The organism is Lysinibacillus sp. NPDC093210 (genome assembly GCF_044753985.1).
Taxonomy (GTDB): domain Bacteria; phylum Bacillota; class Bacilli; order Bacillales_A; family Planococcaceae; genus Lysinibacillus.
In genome coordinates this window covers 414,271-438,078 of the sequence record NZ_JBIVOE010000002.1, presented here as the reverse complement: position 1 = coordinate 438,078, position 23,808 = coordinate 414,271, and the positions used below count along the sequence as shown (strand labels likewise).

Below are 23,808 nucleotides of genomic sequence, written 5' to 3'. Positions count from 1 at the left end.
AGATTCAAATTTATATAGTATTATCTGACATTTACAAGAATAATAATTTTCTTCGGTCTATCACTTTAGTGTACAAAAGTGTTTAAATAATGAGAATTTGATTTAAAACAGCTAAAAATATCAAAAATAAAACAAAATCGAAAAAATGATTTACTATACCGAAAATTCCTATTTTTTTGATAATATTATGACGCAATAAAAAATGATTCAAAAGTCACGGATGTTATACCTTAAGAAATTTACATAGTTTTGTAGAAAATCATCGTAAAACTAAGTGAATATGATTTTTAATTAGGTAATTTCTTGTAATTTCTAATCTAAAAATATGAATAATACTATCTATAAATGATATATAAAAATTTTGTTTTGTATTTATCTAGTATTTAGCTTTAAGAGAGAAAAAAAGGGAAAAGGAGAGAAATTTGTATGAAATAGCATGCAGTTTAATAGATAGAATAGAACCTTTTAAGCACAAATTAGTAGTCTAATATTTTTTTAAAATAATACAATGGCGCTTCGGTAAGCTGTTGAATATATGAAAAAGCATAATTAATTAGCTTTCATCCCAAAATTCGAAGTTTGTTTTTCTCTTTTTCGGCATATATCTATATGGCGATATGTATTTTGTATAAAAATGATTTGTTATTAAAATTTTATCTGAAGTTCGTCAATTCATCCGATTTTTGATAAATAAGTTGCATAGAAAAACACTCTAGGCAAACGCGATGTGTCGTTTACCTAGAGTGTTTTTTGAGGTTTATAACTTAAATTGATGGATTTGATTTTGTAAATCTAAAGACTTTTCACTTAAATCTGTCGCTACTAAGTTTACTTGTTGGATTGTTGCGGCTTGTTCTTTCATTGCCTCGGCGATAATTTTCGTATTGTCAGCACTTGCTGAAGCCCCATAAGCAATTTCAGCAACAGATGCTGCTACTTGCTCAGCACTGGCGGATATTTCTTCAGAAGTTGCAGAAATATCTTCAATTTGATCTGACATTGTATTAATTGCTTTAACGATAGATTCAAAAGCCATGCCTGCATTTCCTATCATTTTAACACCGTCTGTTACAGAATGAAGGCCATCAAATACTGCCTTTTCTACATTTTTTGTATCTTGTTGTATGTCTTGCGTTAAAGCAACAATTTGATTGGCAGATTGTTTTGATTCTTCCGCTAGCTTGCGGACCTCATCTGCTACTACAGCGAAGCCTTTACCGTGTTCACCTGCACGTGCTGCTTCGATTGCGGCATTGAGTGCAAGTAAATTTGTTTGATCTGTAATTGTTGTTATAACTTCTGTAATATTGCTAATTTCTACTGATTGTTTACTAAGTTTTTGAACGAGCGTGTTAATCAGTTGAGTTGAATCATTGATGACGTTCATTTGTTGCTGTGCTTCTTCAATGATGCTGTTACCAGTGTTGGCTGTTTCAGATGTAGCAATAGCACTATGGTGAAGCTGTTGTGTTGCTTCGGCAATACGCTGTACGCCTGTTGCAGTTTCATCCATAGCAGCAGCACTTTCCTTTGCAGCGACTGTTGCGCCTACGGCTGCCGCAGCGGTGTCATTAATACGAGACGTTACCTCGTCTGTTGTAGCAGAAACTTCTTCGGTAGAGGCAGTTAACTCTTCGGCTGCGCCTGTTAAATGTTCGGAGTTTTCTTGTATATGTGTCATTAAACTACGGACGTTACTTTTCATCGTGTTAAAGGAAACTGCTAGCTGCCCAATTTCATCTTTAGATTGATTTGCAATATCTTGATGATATAATTCACCATTTGCAATATTGTTAGCAGCAGCTACAACTGATTTTAAAGGGCGAGTAATTTTACGTTGTACATAGAACATAAGGAATAAGCCGAGTGTTACACCAATAATAAGCGCTATAACAGAAATAATTTGAGAGTTTTTTACTGCCTGTTTAGATTCCTTCGTAATAATTTCTAGTTGATTCTTTTGATAGTCTACAATTTTATCAGAGACTTCTGATAACCCTATGTTAGCTTGTTGGGCTTCACCATTTACTTTTTGTAAAGCTTCTTCTATATTACCTTCATCATGTAAAGCTAAAACAGTATCAGCTGCTTTGTTAAAAGCATTGTTATATGTATTAAGCTCTTTAGTAAATTCAATCATTTCAGGTGAATCTGCTTTTTCTGTAATTTCGTCAACGTGTTCATCTAGCATTAATGAATATTTTTCAAAACTCTCCTTATTATATGGAGTATCTTCAATAAACATTGCGCGAATAAAAAGGCCTTGCATCGCTAATTCAATTTTAATATTATCCGATAGTTCTACTAAGGAGACGCGATTTTCTAATGCATCTTCGACTTTACTTTCAATTTTAGAAAATTGTATAAACAGAATAAGCAGAGAAATGAATAAGGTAAAGATTATCGAGAAAAAACCGAAGCTTAACTTTTTGCCAACAGACATAGTGAATACGCCCTTTCTGAAATGATAAAATTTTTATAGTTAAATTAAGACATCGTGGAGGCTAGAAGTCAATAACAGAAGGTAGAAACAGTTCAGAATATTCATTGTGGAAATCTTAAAATATTTTAATAGGGAACATAGACTGTAAAAATCACAAAAGTCATTGATTATTATCTATATATAGTCCACATTGCGGAGAATGCACTTTGTAAAAGAAAAATACGATGCAATTTGCATCGTATTCCTATCTTTAAGACTGCTTTTTTAACTGTAAAATGACAGTTTCATCTGGATCGATAAACAATGTTTTTTGTTCGAAATAGATAACAAATCCAGGTTTAGCACCATTTGGTTTTTTAACTTGTCGTATTTCTGTATAATCTACCGGAACAGAGGAAGAGTCACGCGCTTTTGAGAAATAAGCGGCAAGTGTTGCAGCTTCTCGCAATGTCGTATCATCTGGCTCATTAGTATGAATGACTACATGTGAACCCGGTATGTCCTTTGTATGTAGCCATACATCTGTACGCTTAGCAATTTTAAATGTTAGCATATCATTTTGTTTATTGTTTTTGCCTACAGAAATAGGTGTCCCTGTAGATGATATATAATGTTCTGGTTCAGGTTTTAGTTGTTTTTTCTTTTTCTTAGCGTGACGTAGTTTTAAATAGCCTTGTTCCGCTAATTCTTCACGTATTTCTTCTATATCACCTGGAGATGCCTGTTGAACCTGTTGAGCTAGCATCTCAAAATAAGTTATTTCTTCTTTTGTTTTTTCAAGTTGCTCCTGTACCATAATAAGGGCATTTTTAGCTTTTGTGTACTTTGTATAATAACTTTGCGCATTTTCAATGGGTGTTTTACGCTCGCTTACAGGAATCGTAATTTCTTCAGCGGACTCACTATAATAGTTAGTTACTGTTACTTCCTTCACACCTTTTTCGAAAGCGTATATATTGGCCATAAGCAGTTCCCCAAATAATTGGAATTGATCTAGCTTGGAAGCACGCTCATAGTCTTTCGTCAGCTTTTTTATTTTTAATGACAACTTATCGATTTCGTTTTGTAGCCAACGTTCTAAATCTCCAGCTTGTTGTTTCACACGATCTCGCTCTGCACGCGCAAAAAATACGCGGTCAAGCAGTTCATGTACATTTGGATAAACGGTTTTTTCTCCTTGTAAATGGGTTAAAGCGATAGGAGAGAAATAGGTTTTGTTATTGGCGAATACATACATCGGTTCTGTGCCGCCATTACGAAAGGCTGCCATAAAGTCTCTGAAACATTCTACTTTACTAGCCGCAGTTGTTAAGCGGAATAATAACTCCTCGGCATGTAATGGAGAAAAGCCGACAAATTGCGAAACAACTTCTTTTGCTGTTTTCGGCTCAGTGAAAAATGCAGTTAACTGCTCATCTGAGACCGATAGGGGTTGCCATTTATTTTGTGCAGGTGGTGCAATATAGGGCTGTCCTGGTAATATTGTACGGAAACTATTCATCGATGGTGATAAATGCTTTAAACTATCGATAATTTTATTTTGTTCCTTATCAATTAATAGCAGGTTACTATGGCGACCCATAATTTCTGCGTGTAATTCCCGTACAATCGGATCGCCAATTTCATTTTTACTATGGATTTCTACTATAATAATGCGATCCAGGTCGTGCTGTTTAATAGAAGAAATAAAACCACCTTCTAAATGTTTACGTAATAACATACAAAACATAGGAGGTTCCGCGGGATTTTCTATCGTTTGCTCAGTAAGATGTACACGTGCATAAGAAGGGTGGATAGAAAACAATAATTTGTGGTTGCCACCATTTGCACGGACTTGTAAAACAACTTCCTGAGCATTAGGTTGATGTATTTTCGTAATACGACCTGTTACTAATTGTTGCAGGTCTGTTGTCATTGAATAAGTAAATAAGCCATCGAATGCCATTTTAATTCCTCTTTCCAACGATATATTGCATCATTGTGTATTCGTATATAATAGTAATTTTTGCGCCTGATTTATCTGTGTATATGAACAGATAGGATGGAATTCTTCCTATTATAAATAGTGTTCAAACAGTCATCTCACGCATGAATGCATTTTTTGTATGTTTATCATAGCATTTTTTAGGTGAATATTAAAATATAGCTTCAGATGTGGTAGAATTAATTTTTGCACTAGCGAATTTTTTGTGGAGAGACGTCATAAATGACAGAGCTTATGTTATAATAATCCCAGTATGCAAAGAAAGGTGTGACGAACCTTGGTGCGTAGTATGACTGGTTTTGGCAGAGGTGTCACAACAACAAGAGACTTTCAGTTAACCGTAGAAATACGCTCGGTCAACCATCGTTTTTTAGAAATTCATGCAAAGTTCCCGAAAGAATGGCTTGAAGCAGAAATTTTTGCTAAGAAATTGATTTCACAAGCTTTATCACGTGGAAAAGTTGATGTGATGGTAGATGTGAAGGATTTAGAAAACGTCGAGCAATCTATTGAAATTAATTGGTCATTAATTGAAGCGTATCGTAAGGCAAAAGAGCAATTAGCAAGTAAAGTACCACTAGAAGAAAAATGGACAATGCAGGAGCTACTAGCGCTAGAGCAAGCATTAGTACAGAAAAAGCCGCAACTAACGCCAGAGGATTTATTGGGGGCAGTGGAGAATGCGGTGACAGAAGCTACTGGACAGTTGATCCAAATGCGTGAGCGTGAAGGGCAAGAATTGCAAGATGTTGTTGTACAATATAAGGAACAGTTAATGGATCAAGTGAATCAAATTCGCTCGTATTCATCACTTGCTGTTGAGAAATATCGTACGCGATTATTAGAACGAATTGCTGAAATAGCAGATGGAGCGCTCTTAGAAGATCGTTTGCTCGCAGAAGTAGCAATATTTGCTGAGCGAGTGGACATAACAGAAGAGTTAGATCGTTTAGATAGTCATTTTAACCAACTGGAAGAAACGTTACTAGAAACAGTTTCAATCGGACGTAAATTAGACTTTTTAATGCAGGAGATTCATCGCGAAATTAATACAATAGGTTCAAAAAATCAATCGACAGAAGCAGCCGTTGCAGTAGTTCAGGCAAAAACAATTTTAGAAAAGATGCGAGAGCAAGTTCAAAATATCGAATAACATGCTTGCATCTGTTATAAATTAAGGGAGATATAGAGAATAAATGATAAAAGAACGTGGATTATTAATTGTTCTGTCTGGCCCATCTGGTGTAGGAAAAGGGACAGTGCGAAAAGAATTATTTTCTCAACCGAATACGAATTATGAGTATTCCATCTCAATGACAACACGAAATCCTCGCGAAGGTGAAGTAGATGGTGTAGACTATTTTTTTAAGTCGCGTGAAGAGTTTGAAACGTTAATTGAACAAGGTGGCTTATTAGAACACGCTGAATTTGTAGGGAATTACTACGGCACTCCGATAACGTATGTAAATGAAACACTTGATGCTGGTCGTGATGTGTTTTTGGAGATTGAAGTACAAGGAGCAGCGCAAATTCGTAAAAAAGCACCGGATGCCTTATTTATTTTCTTAGCCCCTCCAAGTTTAACGGAATTAAAAGATCGTTTAGTTGGGCGTGGGACAGAGACAGCGGATGTTATTGCGAAGCGCATCGCAACTGCAAGTGAAGAGCTTGAAATGATGAGCTTATATGATTATGTAGTTGAAAATGATGAAGTGACAAATGCCTGTGATCGTATAAATGCGATTATTAAAGCCGAGCATTGTCGAAGAGAACGTGTTGAAAAAAGATATTTGTCAATGTTGAGAGGAGAATAAACCAATGTTATACCCATCAGTAGATGCCTTAAAAAAAGAGATCGATTCAAAATATTCTTTAGTAAGCTTAGCGTCAAAACGTGCTCGTCAAATGCAAGAAATTGAAGGTACTGAGCGCTTGCACAAATATGTTTCCTATAAATATGTAGGAAAAGCACTTGAAGAGGTAGCAGCAGGTGTACTTACAAAAGTATCTCAAGATGAGTCAGCTGTGTACGAAGACGAAATCTAACATTGATGTAACAAAGCTTTTGCCAAGTTAATGTTAAAATCTGCAGTGATTTTTTGATTATACAAGAATGCCGAGAGCTCCCGAGGAATTGTCCTTTGGGAGCTTATCGTTTGAAAGGACGACATTGTAGATGAACAAAAATATTTTACTTTGTGTATCAGGTGGTATTGCTGTTTATAAAGCTGTAGCATTAGTGAGTAAGCTATCTCAGGCAGGTGCCAACGTAAAGGTCATTATGACAGCATCGGCTCGACAGTTTGTCAATCCGTTAAGCTTTCAAGTCATGTCAAAAAATGATGTCTATTTCGATACATTTGATGAAAAGGATTCAAATGTGATTGCCCATATAGATTTAGCAGATTGGGCAGATTTAATATTAGTTGCACCAGCAACTGCAAATGTCATTGGTAAACTTGCAAACGGCATTGCTGATGATATGGTCACGACGACTTTACTTGCCACAACTGCTCCCGTCTGGATTGCGCCAGCAATGAATGTTCATATGTATGATCATCCAGCAGTAAAGCGCAACTTGGCACAGCTAGCGGCAGATGGCTATCAATTTATTGAACCGTCAGAAGGCTTTTTAGCGTGTGGCTATGTTGGCAAAGGTCGTTTAGAGGAACCAGAAAAAATTACAGCTCTTGTGCAAGATTATTTTTCATCAAAGGTTAAGCCATTAGCAGGTAAAAAGGTGCTTGTAACAGCGGGGTCATGGTATGTCCCTTTGGATGATCAACATGTAATTAGTTCAAAGGCGAATGGTCGTATTGGACAGGCGTTAGTGAACGAAGCACAAGCACTCGGAGCACATGCGATTTTAATTGGTGGAGAAGCTTCAAATGCCGATGATCTTATTGCGGAAGTTGAGCGCTTAAAAAAACAATATCCACAGGCCTTTTTGCTTCATGCGGCCCATATTCCAACTATTGAAAGAGCTCCTATCCTGTCTGTCGAAGGTACGACTGCAGTAACATTTGGACAAAAAGTTCAGGGTGAACCGATGTTACAAGTTTTATCTGACGGGTGGATTGATTTTAGTCATACAGCGAAAGTAAATGGTGAAGTATTGGATGTCTCGGATGCGACACAGTTTGCGAAAGCTTTATGGCAGTATGTATTACAAGGTGAGGCGCAATGAGTTTATATGCTGAGATTATAGTGGATGTTTCGACATACCATGTAGATCGCACATTTGACTATGCTGTTCCTACAGAATGGGTAGCTGTTATAGAAAAAGGTTGTCGTGTGAAAGTACCTTTTGGACCAAGAAATGTACTAGGATTTGTTGTAGGTTTAAAAAGTGACACAGATGTCCCTGAAAACAAAATAAAGCCAATTGCACAAATTTTAGATATAGAGCCCGTTTTCACAGAAGAAATGCTGTTGATGGCAAAGTGGTTAAAAAACGAAACGATTTGTTATGAAATTGATGCTTTGCAAGTAATGCTACCTTCAGCGCTTCGGGCAAAGTATGAAAAAATTGTTAAATTACAAGTAGAGCAAGATACATTACCAATAGAAGTTCAGCAAATTTTTGGAAAACGTCAAAAGGCAAACTTTAAGGAATTTGAACGTGTAGGCTTATTGCCGTTATTAAAACAACTGATTGCAGATAAAATTGTAAAGATAGAAAATGTTGTGAAGCAACAGGGTAATGTTAAAGAAGTACGTATGGTCAAAATAGCAGAAGACGAACAAGCGCTAAGAAATGCAATGTTAGAGGCATCGAGAGCTGCAAAGCAACGATCTTTAATTGAATGGATGTCTACGCACCTTGGAGAAATTTTTACGCCCCAGCAGATTTATGATGAAACAGATGTATCTGCTGCTGTATTACAAGCGGTCATTGATAAAGGAGCTGCGCGTTTTATACAAGAAGAAGTGTATCGAGATCCTTTTACAAACGAAGTTACGCGTACGCAATCTTTACAATTAACGGACGAGCAGGCAGTTGCATTAAATGCCATTGCACACTCACTTGATACACATTCCGCTTCAACCTTTTTATTGCAAGGTGTAACAGGTAGTGGTAAAACGGAAGTCTACTTACAGGCGATTCAAAAGGTTTTAAATGAGGGTAAGGAAGCGATTATGCTAGTGCCTGAAATTTCTTTAACACCACAAATGACAGAACGTTTCCGTAGTCGCTTTGGTGAAATGGTTGCGGTTATGCATAGTGGGTTATCTGTAGGTGAGAAGTATGATGAATGGCGGAAAATTCAACAGGGTAAAGTAAGGGTAGTAGTTGGTGCTCGTTCAGCAATTTTCGCACCTTTTACAAATTTAGGGCTCATTATTTTAGATGAGGAGCATGAATCTACTTACAAGCAGGAGGATTCCCCACGCTATCATGCGAGAGATGTGGCAATTTGGCGTAGCCAATATTACCAATGTCCTGTCATTTTAGGTAGCGCGACACCTGCCCTTGAGTCGTATGCACGTGCAAAAAAAGGTGTTTATACACTACTTACTTTAAAACAACGTGCACTGCACCAGGCGATGCCAACTGTATTTGTTGCAGATATGCGAGAGGAACTTCAAAAAGGAAACCGCTCTATGTTTTCTGAACTGCTTATTGAAGGGATACGTACTCGACTCGAACGGCAAGAACAGATGGTATTATTTTTAAACCGAAGAGGGTATTCGTCATTTGTGCTATGTCGTGATTGTGGTACTGTCGTACAATGTCCGAACTGTGATATTTCGTTAACCTATCACCGTACAACTGAAAAACTTAAGTGTCATTACTGCGGTTATGAAGAACATGTGCCACAAATTTGTCCACAATGTCAAAGTGAGCATATACGGTATTTTGGTACAGGGACGCAAAAAGTGGAAGAAGAAATTTATAAGCTATTCCCAGAGGCAAGGGTACTAAGAATGGATGTTGACACAACAAAGCACAAGGGGGCGCATGAAGAGATTTTGCAAGCATTTGGTGAGGGGCAAGCCGATATTTTACTCGGTACGCAAATGATTGCAAAGGGACTTGATTTTCCTAATATTACACTTGTTGGTGTGCTTAGTGCCGATACATCATTGCATTTACCAGATTACCGTGCAGCAGAGCGGACTTTCCAGTTGCTCACACAGGTAAGTGGTAGGGCAGGACGACATGATAAACCAGGTGAGGTCGTCATTCAAACTTATACTCCAGAGCATTATGCAATTGAATTAGCTAAAGTACAAGATTACGAGCCATTTTATGAACGCGAAATGTTTTTACGCCGTCGTTCAGGCTATCCACCTTACTATTTCGTAGCGCTTATACAAGTATCTCATGAAGATGTGATGATGGCAGCGGAGTATGCGGGGCGAGCTGCGGATTGGCTTCGAGGAAATTTATCAAAACAAGTGTCTATTATAGGCCCAACAGTTGCAAGTATTAGCCGTCTCCAAAATAGATATCGCTATCAATGTTTGATAAAATATAAAATTGAACCAAATCTGATACCTGTATTGCAACGATTGCTTGCAATGTATCGAGCAGAATGGATAAAACAGGGCATATTAATGACGGTAGATTTAGACCCGTCTACTATATAGAGATGCTATAAGATACAAGTTCAGTTTATTAGCTATTTGCCTGATATAAAAATAAAGGCGGAGAAGTCTTAAATATTAGAAATGAGGAACGAGAAATGGCGATTAAAAAAGTGATCGAACATCCAGCAAAAATTTTATCAACACCTTGTGCTGAAGTAACAGAAATTAATGAAGATATTATTACTTTACTAGATGATTTATATGACACGATGGTGGAATATGACGGTGTTGGTATTGCAGCACCACAAATAGATGTAGGTTTACGTGTGGCAATTGTCGAGCTTGGCGAGGAAAGAGATATTTTAGAAATGATTAATCCTACTGTTATTAAAACAGACGGTGCAGAAGTTGACATCGAAGGTTGCTTAAGTTTTCCTGGTCTTTATGGAGAAGTTGAACGTCCTGACTATGTAAAAATTGAAGCGTGTGACCGTGAAGGGCGTGTGTATGAGCTTGAGGCAGGAGGCTTTGAAGCGCGAGCAATTTTACATGAAATTGATCATTTAGATGGTATATTGTTTGATTCTAAAATTAAACGTATTCTTACAGAAGAAGAGCTAGAAGAATTGTACGCAGAAGAGGAGGAATAATATGACGTCGATTATTTTTATGGGAACACCTGATTTCTCAGCGCCAATTTTGCGTATGCTACACAAAGAGGGCTATGATATTAAAGCAGTTGTTACACAACCTGATCGACCTGTAGGACGTAAGCGAGTGCTAACACCGCCACCTGTAAAGGCAGCGGCATTGGAATTAGGCTTGCCTGTTATTCAACCTGAAAAACTACGTGGCTCTGAAGAATTACAGCAAATACTTGAACTACAGCCAGATATCGTCATTACAGCTGCATTTGGACAAATTTTACCGAAAGAATTGCTCGATGCGCCACCACTAGGCTGTATTAATGTGCATGCATCACTTTTACCGAAATACCGCGGAGGAGCTCCTATTCACCAAGCAATTATTGATGGTGAAAAAGAGACGGGTGTAACAATTATGTATATGGCTGAAAAATTAGATGCAGGCGATATCATATCTCAAAAGGCAATAGCTATCGAAGAAGATGACCATACAGGTGGCCTATTTGATAAACTAAGTGTTGTAGGCTGTGACCTATTAAAAGAAACACTTCCTTCTATTATAAACAGAACAAATAGCCGTACAGTACAAGATGAAACGCAAGTGACATTTGCGAGCAATATATCTCGTGAACAAGAACGAATTGATTGGACAAAGGATGCAACGACTTTATACAATCAAGTGCGAGGACTTCATCCTTGGCCAGTAGCTTATACAACTTTTGAAGAAGGAAATTTTAAAATTTGGTGGGCGCAGGTAGGACAAGCAAAACATAATGCTACACCTGGTACAGTCGTAGCAATTGAAAAGGACCATTTTGAGGTTGCGGCTGGAAATGGAACAGCACTTGCATTATATGACATTCAGCCAGCTGGTAAAAAACGTATGACGGCAGAGGATTATTTGCGAGGTACAGGTTCAAAATTACAGATCGGGGACCAGTTTAAATGAGTAAAAAAAGCGTAGTAATTTGGGATGGTAATGTACGGGATGCCGCACTTTCTATCCTATTAGCAGTAGATAAAAACCAAGCGTATAGTAATTTACTTTTACACGAAACGATTAAACGCCATAAAATTGAATCAAAGGATCGTGCACTGTTAACAGAAATTACGTATGGTACGCTTCAATATAAAATGACCCTCGACTATTATTTAGAGCCATTTGTTCGTGGTAAACTAGATCATTGGGTGCGCTGGCTATTGCGTTTGTCGCTATATCAAATGCATTATTTAACGCGAATTCCGCCTCACGCAGCAGTGAACGAAGCTGTAGAAATTGCAAAACGCCGTGGACACCAAGGAATTGCATCTACGGTCAATGGTATTTTACGTTCTATATTGCGTCAAGGTGTACCATCTATAGAGGATATAAAAAATCCTATAGAACGTCTTGCTATTGAAACAAGTCATCCACAATGGTTGGTAGAACGCTTTGTAAACAATTATGGCGTAGAAATAGCTACAGCAATGCTTCATGAAAATAACGTACCGCCCGTGCAAACGGTTCGTGTCAATACGACGGTGGCGACTACTGAACAAGCGATTGCAAGCTTACAAGCTGAGGGCTTAACTGCACAGCTAAGTGGTCTAATGCCGGAATGTCTACATGTGACAAATGGCCAACCCGCTCGTACAAAAGCATTTCAGGAAGGACTTATCACTATTCAGGATGAAAGCTCAATGATTCCTGCAAATGTTTTGAATCCTTCTCCAGGAATGCGCGTCTTAGATATGTGTGCAGCACCAGGTGGTAAAACGACACATTTGGCAGAAAAAATGGACAATCAAGGTTCTATTTTGGCAACGGATTTGCACCCACATAAATTAGATTTAATCGACCATAATACAGAACGTCTAGGACTTAATATTGTAGAAACAGCTCCAATTGATGGACGTAAGGCTCCAGATTTTTTACAACCAGAATCGTTCGACGCGGTGTTAGTCGATGCTCCATGTAGTGGTTTAGGTGTTATGCGCCGTAAGCCGGATATTAAATATACGAAGCGTGAAGAAGATTTAGAAAACCTTCAGAAAATCCAGTTGGCACTACTTGATGCAGCTACTAAAGTACTAAAAAACGAAGGCAAGCTTGTGTACAGTACTTGTACAGTCGATAAACAAGAAAACGAAGGCACTGTTGATGCCTTTTTAAGAGAGCATCCAGAAATGGAAGCTATACAACTAGAATCTTTACCAACAAAATTAGCGGAAAAGCAAGCAAATGGCATGCTTCAAGTCTTCCCACAAGACTTCGGCAGTGATGGTTTCTTCGTCGCAGCCTTTCGTAAAAAAGGAGAATCCAACTAATGGTGGAGCAAGAGCAATTTAATGAACGTATTAACGACTTAGTCGAGGAAGCTGAAGAAAAGCCAGTTCGACGTGCGAAAAAAGAAAAGCCGAATTTAAAAGAATCAATTTATTCATTACAACCACATCAATTAGAAGAATGGCTAAAAGAAAATGGGGAAAAACCATTCCGAGCTGCACAAATTTTTGACTGGTTATACAATAAGCGTGTTAAAACATTTGAAGAAATGTCTAACCTATCCAAAACATTACGAGACAAGTTAGAGGCAAGCTTTGCTTTAACAACATTGTCAACGATCATTAAACAGGAATCAAAAGATGGTACGATTAAATTTTTATTTCAGTTACAAGATGGATATTCTATTGAAACAGTTTTAATGCGCCATGAATACGGCAACTCAGTATGTGTAACTACGCAAGTAGGCTGTCGAATTGGTTGTACGTTTTGTGCATCAACTTTAGGTGGCTTGAAGCGCCATTTATTAGCAGGTGAAATCGTAGAACAAGTTGTAAAAGTACAGCAAGCTTTAGATGAGGTAAATGAACGTGTGTCACATATCGTTATTATGGGCATAGGTGAGCCTTTCGATAACTATGAGGCCATGATGAGCTTCTTAAAAGTCATTAATCATGAAAAAGGTTTAAATATTGGGGCACGTCACATTACTGTATCAACATCTGGTATTGTACCTAAAATTTACGAATTCGCTGATGAACAGCTTCAAATTAACTTTGCTGTATCATTGCACGCACCAAACCAGGAGGCACGTCAAAAACTTATGCCTATTGCACGTGCGTACAAATTGGATGAATTAATGGAAGCTGTTCGTTACTATACGAAAAAAACGGGCCGACGTGTAAGTTTTGAGTATGGTTTAATGTCAGGTGAAAATGATTCAGTTGAAGTTGCCGAAGAACTTTCTGCATTAATAAAAGGAATTAAATGCCATGTGAACTTAATTCCTGTAAACTACGTACCAGAACGTGATTATATCCGTACATCTCGTAGTAAAATTTTTGCTTTTGAAAAAACATTAAAGAAAAATGGTATAAACGTAACAATCCGCAGAGAGCAAGGGTCTGATATTGATGCGGCATGCGGACAATTACGTGCGAAAGAGAGATCTGAAGAAACGAGGTGACCAGTGATGGAATACACAGTCGAAAGTGATATTGGTTTAAAACGAGCAATTAATGAAGATCGAGCTGCATTTTTTAAACGACCAGATGGGCTTGCACTAGCACTTGTAGCGGATGGCATGGGTGGACATAATGCTGGCGATGTGGCGAGTGATATGGCAATGAAACAAATGGAGACCGTTTTTTTACAAGCAGAGACACATCATTTTGCAACTATGACATCAAAAAAAGAATGGTTACTACAATCAGTTAAGCAATTGAATAAAAATATATTCGACTATTCTTTATCACACGAAGACTGTAAAGGAATGGGTACAACGTTTATTGCCGTGTTAATTGAAGGGAATTATTGCTTCATTGCGCATGTTGGTGATAGTCGCGTGTATTATTTCTTTGATGATGGCGCACAACAAATAACAAGAGATCATTCTTACGTTAATGTTCTACTTGAAAATGGTGAAATTAGCGAAGAGGAAGCGTTGACGCATCCGAAGAAAAATTTCATTTTAAAAGCTGTTGGAACAGAGGAAACTATTGAGCCAGACTTTTATGAAGTAGAGCTAGCGCCAGACTCGTATTTACTAATTTGCTCTGACGGTTTAAGCAATAAACTGTCAGTGTATGAAATGGCATCTATCATTACCTATCCAGATTTAATTGAAGAAAAAGGACGAAAACTTGTGGAATTAGCCAATGCAAGCGGGGGAGAAGATAATATCTCCCTCGTGTTACTCACAAGGCAAGATGAGGAGGTGTAAGTATGCTTGTAGGAAAACGAATTAGTGACCGCTATAAAATTTTAGATCTCATTGGTGGCGGAGGCATGTCCAACGTATACTTGGCGCATGATATGATATTAAATAGGGATGTAGCGATAAAAATATTACGCTATGATTTTACCAATGAGGATGAATTACATCGACGTTTTCAACGTGAGGCACTTTCAGTTACAAGCCTTACACATCCGAATATTGTAAGTATTTATGATGTAGGTGATGATGGAGATCTGCATTATATAGTGATGGAATATGTTCAAGGAAAGACGTTAAAGCAGTACATACAGGAATTTGCACCAATTTCTCCTGCTAGAAGTGTGCATATTATGAAGCAGTTAACGTCAGCGATTGCCAATGCCCATGAAAATCATATTATTCACCGTGATATTAAGCCACAAAATATTTTAATGGATGCGGATGGTAATGTGAAAATTACGGATTTTGGAATAGCTATGACGCTAAGTGCGACATCATTTACCCAAACAAATTCTGTGCTAGGAACTGTGCATTATTTATCACCAGAACAAGCGCGTGGTGGAACAGCAACAAATAAATCAGATATTTATGCGCTTGGCATAGTGTTGTATGAATTACTAACAGGGGAATTGCCGTTTTCTGGTGAATCTGCTGTTTCCATTGCACTTAAGCATTTGCAATCAGAGACACCATCAGTTCGAGCATTTGATGGTACAATTCCGCAAAGTTTAGAAAATGTTGTGTTAAAGGCTACTGCTAAAGATGCCTCCCATCGTTATGCGACCGTAGAAGAAATGCAAGAGGATTTAGATACGGTGTTATCATCAACACGTATCAATGAACCAAAGTTTACGATTCCTATCGATAATGACGCTACAAGAGCCATTCCAATCATAAGGGAACAGCCAATACGCAAAGGTGAGGATTTAACCCAAACAAGGGCAATGGAAACTATCACCCAAGCGAAAATTGAAGCAAAGAATAAGAAACCTGTTGAAAAAGTGGCGCCTGTTAAACAAAAGAAAAAATGGCCAATATATGTGACGGGCCTATTAGTAGTCGTTATTGCTATGTTCCTATTCTTTTTATTTGCAACAGATTTATTTAGCCCGAAAAAAATTGAGGTGCCTAGTGTTGCTAATTTAACGGTGGAAGAAGCTACAAAAAAATTACAAGATGAAGGCTTTGTTGTAGCAGAACAAAAACAAGAGCGTAATTCTGAGGAAGTTGAAAAAGACAAAGTTATTGAAACAGACCCTGCAGAAGGTGCAAAGCGAGTAAAGGGAACTGAAGTAGAGTTAATTGTCAGCTTAGGTGTAGAAACGATTAAAATCGAAGACTACACGGGGCAGCAAATTAGTCAAGTTGAGTCTTTGTTAAAAGATAAACTGTTAATCCAAAAAAATTATGTGCATTCCAAACAGCCTGAAGGACAAATTATTGAACAAGATCCGGCAGAGGGTGCTGAGATTATCGCTAAAGATGCAACGATAACATTTACGATAAGCCAAGGCGTAAAAATGATTACGGTAGATAGTGTTGCAAATTACACGAAAGCTCAAATGGATGATTACGTAAATCGAGTAGGGTTGAAATGGCGTACTGTTCGAGAAGATTACAATGATACAGTCGCAGCGGGCAGTGTCATTTCACAAACGCCGAAACCGGGTACTAGTTTAATGGAAGGCGATACAATTGCAGTTGTTTTAAGTAAAGGACCGGCTGAGAAACCTGTGAAAACATTTATTAAAAATGTTTTAATTCCATATGAGCCGGCTGAAGAAGGCGCCGAACAAGTTATTCGTATCGAAATTCAAGATAAAACTCATACAATGGTAAAAACCTTTGATGAATTTACCATTACTAGTGACCGACAATACAAAATACAACTCGTCATCGTAGAAGGTGAAGAAGCGGCTTATAAAATAATCCGTGACTCGGAAATTATCGAGTCAGAAAGCTTTAATTATGATGACGTTAAATAAGGGGGAATTGGATGGCGCAAGGCCAAATTCGTAAAGCATTAAGTGGCTATTATTATGTTTATAATGGCGAAGAGCTCATACAATGTCGAGGACGTGGGGTATTTCGCAATCGCGGAGAATCCCCGCTAGTCGGTGACTTTGTTGAGTATACACTTGAAACAGAAGGCTCAGATGGTACAATTCAAAAAATACTTGATCGTCAAAATGAACTTGTACGTCCACCGATTGCTAATATCGATCAAGGCATTTTAGTGTTTTCTGTAAAAGAGCCAAACTTCAATACAATTTTACTGGATCGTTTCCTAGTCGTTTTAGAGTCATTTCATGTACATCCAATCATCTGCCTTACAAAGATGGATTTATTAAAAGACGATGAGCGTGAGGAATTACAGAGCTATATAGAAGATTATGAAAACATGGGATATACAGTGCTTCAAACCTATAAGGATGAAGAAGAATTAGTTGATCGACTTCAGCCAATTTTAAAGGGAAAAACTTCGGTGCTTGCTGGACAATCTGGTGTTGGGAAATCGACATTACTTAACACGTTAATCCCTGATTTAAATTTAAAAACAGGCATTATTTCGCAAAGCTTAGGACGTGGCAAACATACGACTCGTCATGTTGAGTTAATAGAAGTTTGTGACGGTTTATTAGCAGATACACCAGGATTTAGCTCATTTGATTTTGATGAAATTGAAAAAGAAGAGCTAGGTGCATGTTTTCCAGAAATAACACGAATTGCTGAGGATTGTAAATTCAGAGCTTGCTTGCATTTAAAGGAACCAAAATGCGCGGTTAAGGCAGCAGTTGAAACTGGAGAAATTCGTGAGTACCGCTACAAGCATTACGAACAATTTATGCAAGAAATTATGGATCGAAAGCCGAGGTATTAATCATGATACAAATAGCACCATCAATTTTAGCAGCAAACTTTGCAAAACTAGGAGAAGAAGTTAAAGACGTAGAACGAGCAGGTGCAAAGCTTATTCATATCGACGTGATGGACGGTCATTTTGTACCGAATATTTCATTTGGCTCCATTGTGTTGGATGCCATTCGTCCACTAACTGATTTACCGTTAGATGTTCATCTAATGATTGAAAACCCAGATCAATATATTGAACAATTTGCTAAAGCGGGAGCAGACTATATTACAGTACATGTAGAAGCTTGCCGCCATTTACATCGTACAATACAATTGATTCGTTCTTATGGAGTAAAGCCAGGTGTGGTTTTAAATCCACATACACCAATTGAATCTATTCAACACATTTTAGAGGATATTGATATGGTGTTATTTATGACAGTGAATCCTGGATTTGGTGGTCAAAAGTTCATTCATTCTGTTGTGCCAAAAATTGAAGCGTTATCAACAATTATTAAAGAGCGTAACCTAGACGTGGCGATTGAAATCGATGGTGGTATTAATGCGGAAACGATTGTTCCTTGTGCAAAAGCAGGAGCAACAATTTTTGTAGCAGGCTCAGCGATATACAGTAAAGAAGACCGCACAGCGGCACTGCAAGAGATTTTAGCTGCTGGTGAGGCTGCGATTAAAGGATGACCACTGTTGTCGTTTGTGCGGGCGGTCCGAAAGAGGAGCTTTGTTCCTTTGAGCCGTATATTAAGCGAAATGATGTCATATTTATCGGTGCGGACCGGGGATCGTTGTATTTAATTGAGCAAGGAATTAAACCACATGCCATTGTTGGCGATTTTGACTCATTATCACAAGAGGAATATCAATATGTTATGGAGCATGCAAATGATGCTCAGCGTTTCCGAGAAGAAAAGAATGAAACGGATACGGATTTAGCGTTATTAAAGGCATTAACCTATGACCCTAGCGATATTGTGTTAACAGGTGTTACAGGTGGTCGTTTAGATCACTATGAGGCAGCTGTTCGTTCGATATATCGTTTACAGATAGAATATCCCTTACTTGTGTTGAAAATTATTAATCATGCTAATATGTTGCAGTTTTTGGTGCCAGGCACTCACACAATTCAAGCGGATGATCGCTATCGCTATTTGTCTTTTTTTGCGCATGAGCAACCCATTCAAGGGGTTACATTAAGGCATGTTAAATACGAAACGACGAATGAAGAAATTTCATTAGGTTCAAGCCGATTTACAAGTAATGAAATAATAGGCACTTTAGGGTCTATATCCTTCACGCAAGGCATATGTTTAATGATAAGAAGCATAGATTAGCGTAAGGGGGAGAGAGTCCTGAAAGTATATACGTTCCAACTGCCGAAATTTGTTAGTAGCATTACGCGTACGTGTATCAACCTATTTAAAAAAGATAAGAAAGAAGCTAAAAAATCCGACTGATGCCAGTCGGATTTTTCCTTTTTCATAGCTATATAAAGGCGGTTGGTAGTTTGCCTTAAATAATGAAAGAAAAAAATCGATTTACGCTATATGCGAAATCGATTTTTTAGAAGCGGCTATTAAACGCGCTCGATTTTACCTGATTTTAAAGCACGAGTAGAAACCCATACACGTTTTGGTGTACCGTTAACTAGGATACGAACTTTTTGAAGGTTAGCGCCCCAAGTACGTTTACTAGCGTTCATAGCGTGGGAACGGTTGTTACCAGTACGAGCTTTACGTCCAGTGATTACACATTGTTTTGGCATGTTGTATTCCCTCCTTACAGTTGATGCTGAAAGATTATTATTTCAGTTCGGTATTTCACATACCATAATAATTTAACATACGAAGTCATTCAGTGCAACAGTTTTCACATAACCTTTCAAGAAAAAAACCTTTACAGACAAAAATCTGCTATGAAAAAAACACTGTACAATGGTCACTAGATTCATTGTACAGTGTATATTTAATAAATTACTTCCCACGGTAGCCAAGCTTCGTTGAAACACGTTTTCCTGTTTCTTTTAGGCTTTCTATTAGGAAGTTGATATGTTCGTCGCTAACGTTAAAGCTAACAAAGCCTATACTAACAGCACCTATAATTTCTCCGAACCCATTAAAAACAGCTACAGCGACTGAGGAAGTACCAGCCGTTCGTTCACCGTGGCTTATAGCATAGCCTTGTGACCGTATTTGATCTAATTGTTCTTCTAAATCAGCCATTTCTTCGATAGGGACTAGTTGATTTATAATTTCCTTAGCTTGTACAGTGGGTATTGAGGCTAACAATGCTTTATTGGCTGCTCCTATATGCATTGGGATGCGAATACCGAGTTGATCATAAATTCGAATCGGATTGGCTGCACTATCAATCCTTTCGATAATAATAGTATCTAACCCCGCTGGCTTGCTTAAATAAACACTTTCCTCAACTTCTCTTGCTAGGCGCTCTAATTCAGGTCTAATTTTGCTAATATAATCCATCGTATCATACACTTGTAAGCCTAATTCCATCCATATCGTTCCAAGGCGGTAGTGTTTCGTTTGCTCGTCTTGTTCAATCATTCCTTGTGCTATCATCGCTTTTAAAATTCTATGTAATGTACTTAGTGGTAAATCGCATTTGGTGGATAGCTCTGAAATAGACAAACTGCCTTCTGCTGCTTCTGAAGCTAACACTTTAGCAATTGTCATTGCTCGTTCTAATAACTGCATTTTGTCCCACCTCCTCTAATCATATTGTATTTTTATTCTCTGTTTACGTCTAGTTCATTCCGAATAAGTAAGCATTTTTGAAATTGTTTAATATTAAAATTTTTCTAAATATATTGACAGTATAACATAAAACGCATATATTTTTTATATAAACTTTCCTCTTAACGGAAACGTTTTCCACTACACGGAAAAGGGGTGAAAGGTATGCATTATTGTTCATCCATGTATGCACCTTTAAAACACGTAATTGTCAAACATCCAAAAGAAGCTTTTAAAAGCCAAGAGCATCTTACGGATGAATGGAAAACTTTCAACTATTTATCGGAACCTAACTATAATGAGGCTCTTACAGAATATGCTGAATTTATAGCAATTCTAGAGAAGTATGTTGAACAAATTGATTATTTACCAGCTTCAGATCATGTAGGGTTAGATTCCCTTTATGCACATGATCCTGTTAAATTCACGCCACATGGTGCGATCATTTTGAAATCTGGAAAGAATTTGAGACAACCTGAAGCAACTGTGTACAAAGAATTTTTACAAAGCAAAGGCATTTCTATCATAGGGGAATTGTCTGGCGATGCTGTTTCAGATGGTGGGGATATTGTTTGGCTTGATGACCGTACACTTGTTGTTGGCCGAGGATATCGCACGAATGATGAAGCCATTCGTCAAATTAAGGAAATTACGGCGGATGTTGTTGATGAATTTATCGTTGTACAGCTTCCTCATGATTTAGGTGAAGCGGAATGCTTACACCTAATGTCCTTTATTAGTATGGTGGACAAGGATTTGGCAGTAGTACATTCTCGTTTAATGCCCGTATTTTTCCGTCAGCTTCTTATTGAACGAGGGATTCAGTTAGTTGAAGTACCTAAAGATGAATATGACACGCTAGGCTGTAATGTCTTGGCACTTGCGCCGAGAGTATGCGTTATTCCTGAAGGTAACCCATCTACAAAACAGCAGTTATTGGATGCAGGGGCTACAGTTTATGAATATAAAGGTGAAGAAATCACAGTAAAAGGAACAGGTGGACCAACATGTCTAACTTGTCCAGTAATCAGAGGATAAAAAAGGAGACGAATAAAAATGTTTAAAAATGTCATTGTAAAAAATCCAGGTAACAGCTTTGTAAACGGTTTAACAACGAGTGATCTAGGAAAACCTATTTTAGAAAAGTTATTCGAGCAGCACGTACAGTATGTAGAAGCTTTAAAAAAATGTGGCGTAGAGGTTACACAACTAGCGGCAGATGAAGCTTTCCCTGATGCTACTTTTGTAGAAGATACAGCAGTACTAACTTCTGAGTTTGCTATTATATCAAACCCAGGAGCGGAAGCGCGTAATCGAGAAATTGAAGATATCGAACCAGCAGTTAAAAAATTCTATGACAAACTATATTACATCGAAGCGCCAGGTACACTTGATGGTGGTGATGTTTTACAAGCAGAAAAGAAATTTTATGTAGGTATTTCTGATCGTACAAACGAAGAAGGCGCTCGACAATTTAAAGAAATTGTTGAAAAAGAAGGCTATGAAGCTACGATTATTCCATTAAAAGAATTCTTCCATTTAAAGACGGGAATTGCTTACGTTGGACAAAATCGTATGGTCGTTGCTGGAGAGTTTATCGATCACCCTGCTTTTGCAACATATGAAAAAATTGTTATTCCACAAGAAGACGAGTATTCAGCGAACTGCATTCAAGTAAATGACTATGTCATTATTCCAGCTGGCTACCCTGACACAAATCGTAAATTAAATGACTTAGGCTATAAAACAATTGAACTTGAAATGTCTGAGTTTAGAAAACATGACGGCGGCTTAAGCTGCTTATCCCTTCGTTTTTAATTAAATGTATATATGCCCAATCAATTTGTAGGGGAAAAATTGATTGGGTGTTTTAGTCCTCTAAATAACTGAATATTTAATAATTTGACAACATATGGAAATGGGGAAACACTTTGAGCAAAGGGGAACAACAGCATAATAATGTATTGAAACGCTCTATGAAGAGTCGACATTTGTTGATGCTATCACTTGGTGGAGTGATTGGGACAGGGTTATTTTTAAATGTAGGTTATACAATCAATCAAGCAGGCCCTGGTGGAGCATTAATTGGCTATTTATTTGGAGGCTTTATTTTATATATGGTTATGAACTGCCTTGGAGAATTGGCAGTGTACATGCCAGTAACAGGCTCTTTCCAAACATATGCAACACGTTTTATAAGCCCATCAGCAGGTTTTTCTTTAGGGTGGATGTACTTTGTCGGATCTGCCGCCACCGCAGGAGTGGAGTTTACCGCAGCGGGAATATTAATGCAACATTGGTTCCCAAATGTACCTATTTGGATTTGGTGTGCGGTCTTCATGGTGCTTTTGTTTACATTAAATGCCTTAACAACGAAAGGTTTTGCAGAGGCAGAGTTCTGGTTTGCGAGCATTAAGGTAGTTGCCGTTATTGCCTTTATTATTATTGGTGCGGCAGCAATATTTGGCTGGATTCCTCTGGCAGATCGACCAGCACCGCATTTAACAAATTTAGCACCGACAGGATTATTCCCTGCGGGTATTACAATTATTTTTGTAACAATGATGAATGTTATATTCTCTTATCAAGGCTCCGAGCTAGTAGGTATTGCTGCCGGTGAAACAGAAAATCCAGAAAAAAACATTCCAAGGGCCATACGTACAATCCTTTTTAGAATTATTGTATTTTATATAGCTTCAATTATTGTATTGTCTGCGATTTTCCCATCATCTGAGCTAGGGCTTCTTGAAAGTCCTTTCGTAACATTGATGAAAATTGCTGGTGTACCTTATGCAGCTGGCATTATGAATTTTGTTATTTTGACAGCGATATTATCTGTAGGTAACTCATGTCTTTATGCTTCAACACGATTACTATGGTCGATGTCAAAAGAGGGAATGGCTCCAAAGTACTTTGGACGTTTAACAAAAAATAAAGTGCCGTTAAATGCGCTTATTTTCACTATGTTATTTTCACTTTTATCTTTGCTAACAAGTGTGATGGAAGCCGACGCTGTATTTGTATTGCTTATGTCCATTGCGGGAATTGCAGTGACAATTTCTTGGATGGGTATTGCAATGTCTCAATTAATGTTCCGTTACCGTTATGTTAAAGGGGGAGGCAATGTGGCAGATTTGAAATTTAAAACGCCACTATATCCTTTAATACCACTATTTTGTATTGTTTTTTGTATAGTCATTCTTGTATTTTTAGCATTCGATCCAACACAACGAATCGGCTTATTATACGGTATAGGGTTCTTTGTTGCTTGTATGCTATTTTATAAGCTGAAATTGAGTAAAGTAAGTACAGTTTCTTCAGATATTGATGAGACAGCGAAAATAAATTCATAATGAAATGCTCCTGATATAGGAAAAGCATT

The 23,808-nt window shown here is 37.8% G+C and carries 22 protein-coding genes; 18 read left to right on the top strand and 4 right to left on the bottom strand.

Going from position 1 to position 23,808, the window contains the following annotated elements; genetic code table 11:
- Positions 1-757 precede the first annotated feature (757 nt).
- Positions 758-2,443 (bottom strand): methyl-accepting chemotaxis protein, encoded by a 1,686-nt coding sequence (locus ACIP9C_RS07685; RefSeq protein WP_401009518.1) that lies wholly within the window; start codon positions 2,441-2,443, stop codon positions 758-760.
- Positions 2,444-2,693: 250 nt separating this feature from the next.
- Complete coding sequence (locus ACIP9C_RS07680; protein ID WP_401009517.1) at positions 2,694-4,388, bottom strand: Rqc2 family fibronectin-binding protein; 1,695 nt, start codon at positions 4,386-4,388, stop codon at positions 2,694-2,696.
- A 316-nt stretch (positions 4,389-4,704) separates the two neighbouring features.
- On the opposite strand from ACIP9C_RS07680, the gene ACIP9C_RS07675 reads away from it, so the two are divergent.
- From ACIP9C_RS07675 to spoVM, 15 genes are all read left to right on the top strand, one after another.
- The gene (locus ACIP9C_RS07675; protein WP_401009516.1) at positions 4,705-5,580 is read left to right on the top strand and encodes a YicC/YloC family endoribonuclease; all 876 of its coding nucleotides are present in this window, start codon (positions 4,705-4,707) and stop codon (positions 5,578-5,580) included.
- Positions 5,581-5,623: 43 nt separating this feature from the next.
- Positions 5,624-6,241, top strand: a complete 618-nt coding sequence (gmk, locus tag ACIP9C_RS07670; RefSeq protein ID WP_173477812.1) for a guanylate kinase — start codon at positions 5,624-5,626, stop codon at positions 6,239-6,241.
- Between the two features lie 4 nt (positions 6,242-6,245).
- The gene (gene rpoZ / locus ACIP9C_RS07665; RefSeq protein ID WP_173477811.1) at positions 6,246-6,473 is read left to right on the top strand and encodes a DNA-directed RNA polymerase subunit omega; all 228 of its coding nucleotides are present in this window, start codon (positions 6,246-6,248) and stop codon (positions 6,471-6,473) included.
- Positions 6,474-6,603: 130 nt separating this feature from the next.
- Positions 6,604-7,614, top strand: coding sequence for a bifunctional phosphopantothenoylcysteine decarboxylase/phosphopantothenate--cysteine ligase CoaBC (coaBC, locus tag ACIP9C_RS07660; protein ID WP_401009515.1), 1,011 nt, complete (start codon positions 6,604-6,606; stop codon positions 7,612-7,614).
- On the top strand, positions 7,611-10,022 hold the full coding sequence (gene priA, locus ACIP9C_RS07655; protein WP_401009514.1) for a primosomal protein N': 2,412 nt from the start codon (positions 7,611-7,613) through the stop codon (positions 10,020-10,022). Before coaBC ends, priA begins: the two co-directional genes overlap by 4 nt.
- A 95-nt stretch (positions 10,023-10,117) precedes the next feature.
- Positions 10,118-10,612, top strand: a complete 495-nt coding sequence (def, locus tag ACIP9C_RS07650) for a peptide deformylase (RefSeq protein ID WP_401009513.1) — start codon at positions 10,118-10,120, stop codon at positions 10,610-10,612.
- Between the two features lies 1 nt (position 10,613).
- Positions 10,614-11,555 carry a methionyl-tRNA formyltransferase gene (gene fmt / locus ACIP9C_RS07645; RefSeq protein WP_401009512.1) on the top strand — a complete coding sequence of 314 codons (942 nt, stop codon included), beginning with the start codon at positions 10,614-10,616 and terminating at the stop codon, positions 11,553-11,555.
- The gene (rsmB, locus tag ACIP9C_RS07640) at positions 11,552-12,913 is read left to right on the top strand and encodes a 16S rRNA (cytosine(967)-C(5))-methyltransferase RsmB (RefSeq protein WP_401009511.1); all 1,362 of its coding nucleotides are present in this window, start codon (positions 11,552-11,554) and stop codon (positions 12,911-12,913) included. Before fmt ends, rsmB begins: the two co-directional genes overlap by 4 nt.
- Positions 12,913-14,055: a dual-specificity RNA methyltransferase RlmN gene (gene rlmN, locus ACIP9C_RS07635; protein WP_401009510.1), complete on the top strand. Its 1,143-nt coding sequence runs from the start codon at positions 12,913-12,915 to the stop codon at positions 14,053-14,055. The genes rsmB and rlmN overlap by 1 nt, the downstream gene beginning before the upstream one ends.
- 6 nt (positions 14,056-14,061) lie before the next feature.
- On the top strand, positions 14,062-14,811 hold the full coding sequence (locus ACIP9C_RS07630) for a Stp1/IreP family PP2C-type Ser/Thr phosphatase (protein WP_401009509.1): 750 nt from the start codon (positions 14,062-14,064) through the stop codon (positions 14,809-14,811).
- Between the two features lie 2 nt (positions 14,812-14,813).
- Positions 14,814-16,790 (top strand): Stk1 family PASTA domain-containing Ser/Thr kinase, encoded by a 1,977-nt coding sequence (gene pknB, locus ACIP9C_RS07625; RefSeq protein WP_401009508.1) that lies wholly within the window; start codon positions 14,814-14,816, stop codon positions 16,788-16,790.
- Between the two features lie 11 nt (positions 16,791-16,801).
- Positions 16,802-17,686, top strand: coding sequence for a ribosome small subunit-dependent GTPase A (gene rsgA / locus ACIP9C_RS07620; protein WP_401009507.1), 885 nt, complete (start codon positions 16,802-16,804; stop codon positions 17,684-17,686).
- 2 nt (positions 17,687-17,688) lie between these two features.
- Entirely contained in the window at positions 17,689-18,357 is a 669-nt protein-coding gene (gene rpe / locus ACIP9C_RS07615) for a ribulose-phosphate 3-epimerase (protein WP_401009506.1), read from the top strand.
- The gene (locus tag ACIP9C_RS07610; RefSeq protein WP_401009505.1) at positions 18,354-19,007 is read left to right on the top strand and encodes a thiamine diphosphokinase; all 654 of its coding nucleotides are present in this window, start codon (positions 18,354-18,356) and stop codon (positions 19,005-19,007) included. Before rpe ends, ACIP9C_RS07610 begins: the two co-directional genes overlap by 4 nt.
- A gap of 18 nt (positions 19,008-19,025) precedes the next feature.
- Complete coding sequence (gene spoVM, locus ACIP9C_RS07605; protein WP_103977638.1) at positions 19,026-19,130, top strand: stage V sporulation protein SpoVM; 105 nt, start codon at positions 19,026-19,028, stop codon at positions 19,128-19,130.
- Between the two features lie 119 nt (positions 19,131-19,249).
- Here the strand turns inward: spoVM and rpmB are convergent, their stop codons facing one another.
- Both rpmB and ACIP9C_RS07595 read right to left on the bottom strand, forming a co-directional pair.
- Entirely contained in the window at positions 19,250-19,438 is a 189-nt protein-coding gene (gene rpmB / locus ACIP9C_RS07600) for a 50S ribosomal protein L28 (protein ID WP_340825892.1), read from the bottom strand.
- A 208-nt stretch (positions 19,439-19,646) separates the two neighbouring features.
- Entirely contained in the window at positions 19,647-20,387 is a 741-nt protein-coding gene (locus ACIP9C_RS07595) for an IclR family transcriptional regulator (RefSeq protein ID WP_401009504.1), read from the bottom strand.
- Between the two features lie 204 nt (positions 20,388-20,591).
- Between ACIP9C_RS07595 and ACIP9C_RS07590 the strand changes: the two genes are divergently transcribed.
- The 3 genes from ACIP9C_RS07590 to ACIP9C_RS07580 all read left to right on the top strand — a co-directional run bounded on the left by ACIP9C_RS07590 (position 20,592) and on the right by ACIP9C_RS07580 (position 23,779).
- Positions 20,592-21,464, top strand: a complete 873-nt coding sequence (locus ACIP9C_RS07590) for a dimethylarginine dimethylaminohydrolase family protein (RefSeq protein WP_401009503.1) — start codon at positions 20,592-20,594, stop codon at positions 21,462-21,464.
- 18 nt (positions 21,465-21,482) lie between these two features.
- On the top strand, positions 21,483-22,244 hold the full coding sequence (locus ACIP9C_RS07585; RefSeq protein ID WP_401009502.1) for a dimethylarginine dimethylaminohydrolase family protein: 762 nt from the start codon (positions 21,483-21,485) through the stop codon (positions 22,242-22,244).
- A 158-nt stretch (positions 22,245-22,402) separates the two neighbouring features.
- A complete protein-coding gene (locus tag ACIP9C_RS07580) occupies positions 22,403-23,779 on the top strand; it encodes an amino acid permease (RefSeq protein WP_401009877.1) in 1,377 nt (458 codons plus the stop codon).
- The last annotated feature ends 29 nt before the right edge of the window (positions 23,780-23,808 follow it).

Coding starts and splice junctions, on each gene's coding strand:
- ACIP9C_RS07685 (WP_401009518.1), bottom strand. CDS start 2,443: ATGTCTGTTGGCAAAAAGTTAAGCTTCGGTTTTTTCTCGATAATCTTT.
- ACIP9C_RS07680 (WP_401009517.1), bottom strand. CDS start 4,388: ATGGCATTCGATGGCTTATTTACTTATTCAATGACAACAGACCTGCAA.
- gmk (WP_173477812.1), top strand. CDS start 5,624: ATGATAAAAGAACGTGGATTATTAATTGTTCTGTCTGGCCCATCTGGT.
- rpoZ (WP_173477811.1), top strand. CDS start 6,246: ATGTTATACCCATCAGTAGATGCCTTAAAAAAAGAGATCGATTCAAAA.
- coaBC (WP_401009515.1), top strand. CDS start 6,604: ATGAACAAAAATATTTTACTTTGTGTATCAGGTGGTATTGCTGTTTAT.
- priA (WP_401009514.1), top strand. CDS start 7,611: ATGAGTTTATATGCTGAGATTATAGTGGATGTTTCGACATACCATGTA.
- def (WP_401009513.1), top strand. CDS start 10,118: ATGGCGATTAAAAAAGTGATCGAACATCCAGCAAAAATTTTATCAACA.
- fmt (WP_401009512.1), top strand. CDS start 10,614: ATGACGTCGATTATTTTTATGGGAACACCTGATTTCTCAGCGCCAATT.
- rsmB (WP_401009511.1), top strand. CDS start 11,552: ATGAGTAAAAAAAGCGTAGTAATTTGGGATGGTAATGTACGGGATGCC.
- rlmN (WP_401009510.1), top strand. CDS start 12,913: ATGGTGGAGCAAGAGCAATTTAATGAACGTATTAACGACTTAGTCGAG.
- ACIP9C_RS07630 (WP_401009509.1), top strand. CDS start 14,062: ATGGAATACACAGTCGAAAGTGATATTGGTTTAAAACGAGCAATTAAT.
- pknB (WP_401009508.1), top strand. CDS start 14,814: ATGCTTGTAGGAAAACGAATTAGTGACCGCTATAAAATTTTAGATCTC.
- rsgA (WP_401009507.1), top strand. CDS start 16,802: ATGGCGCAAGGCCAAATTCGTAAAGCATTAAGTGGCTATTATTATGTT.
- rpe (WP_401009506.1), top strand. CDS start 17,689: ATGATACAAATAGCACCATCAATTTTAGCAGCAAACTTTGCAAAACTA.
- ACIP9C_RS07610 (WP_401009505.1), top strand. CDS start 18,354: ATGACCACTGTTGTCGTTTGTGCGGGCGGTCCGAAAGAGGAGCTTTGT.
- rpmB (WP_340825892.1), bottom strand. CDS start 19,438: ATGCCAAAACAATGTGTAATCACTGGACGTAAAGCTCGTACTGGTAAC.
- ACIP9C_RS07595 (WP_401009504.1), bottom strand. CDS start 20,387: ATGCAGTTATTAGAACGAGCAATGACAATTGCTAAAGTGTTAGCTTCA.
- ACIP9C_RS07590 (WP_401009503.1), top strand. CDS start 20,592: ATGCATTATTGTTCATCCATGTATGCACCTTTAAAACACGTAATTGTC.
- ACIP9C_RS07585 (WP_401009502.1), top strand. CDS start 21,483: ATGTTTAAAAATGTCATTGTAAAAAATCCAGGTAACAGCTTTGTAAAC.
- ACIP9C_RS07580 (WP_401009877.1), top strand. CDS start 22,403: ATGAAGAGTCGACATTTGTTGATGCTATCACTTGGTGGAGTGATTGGG.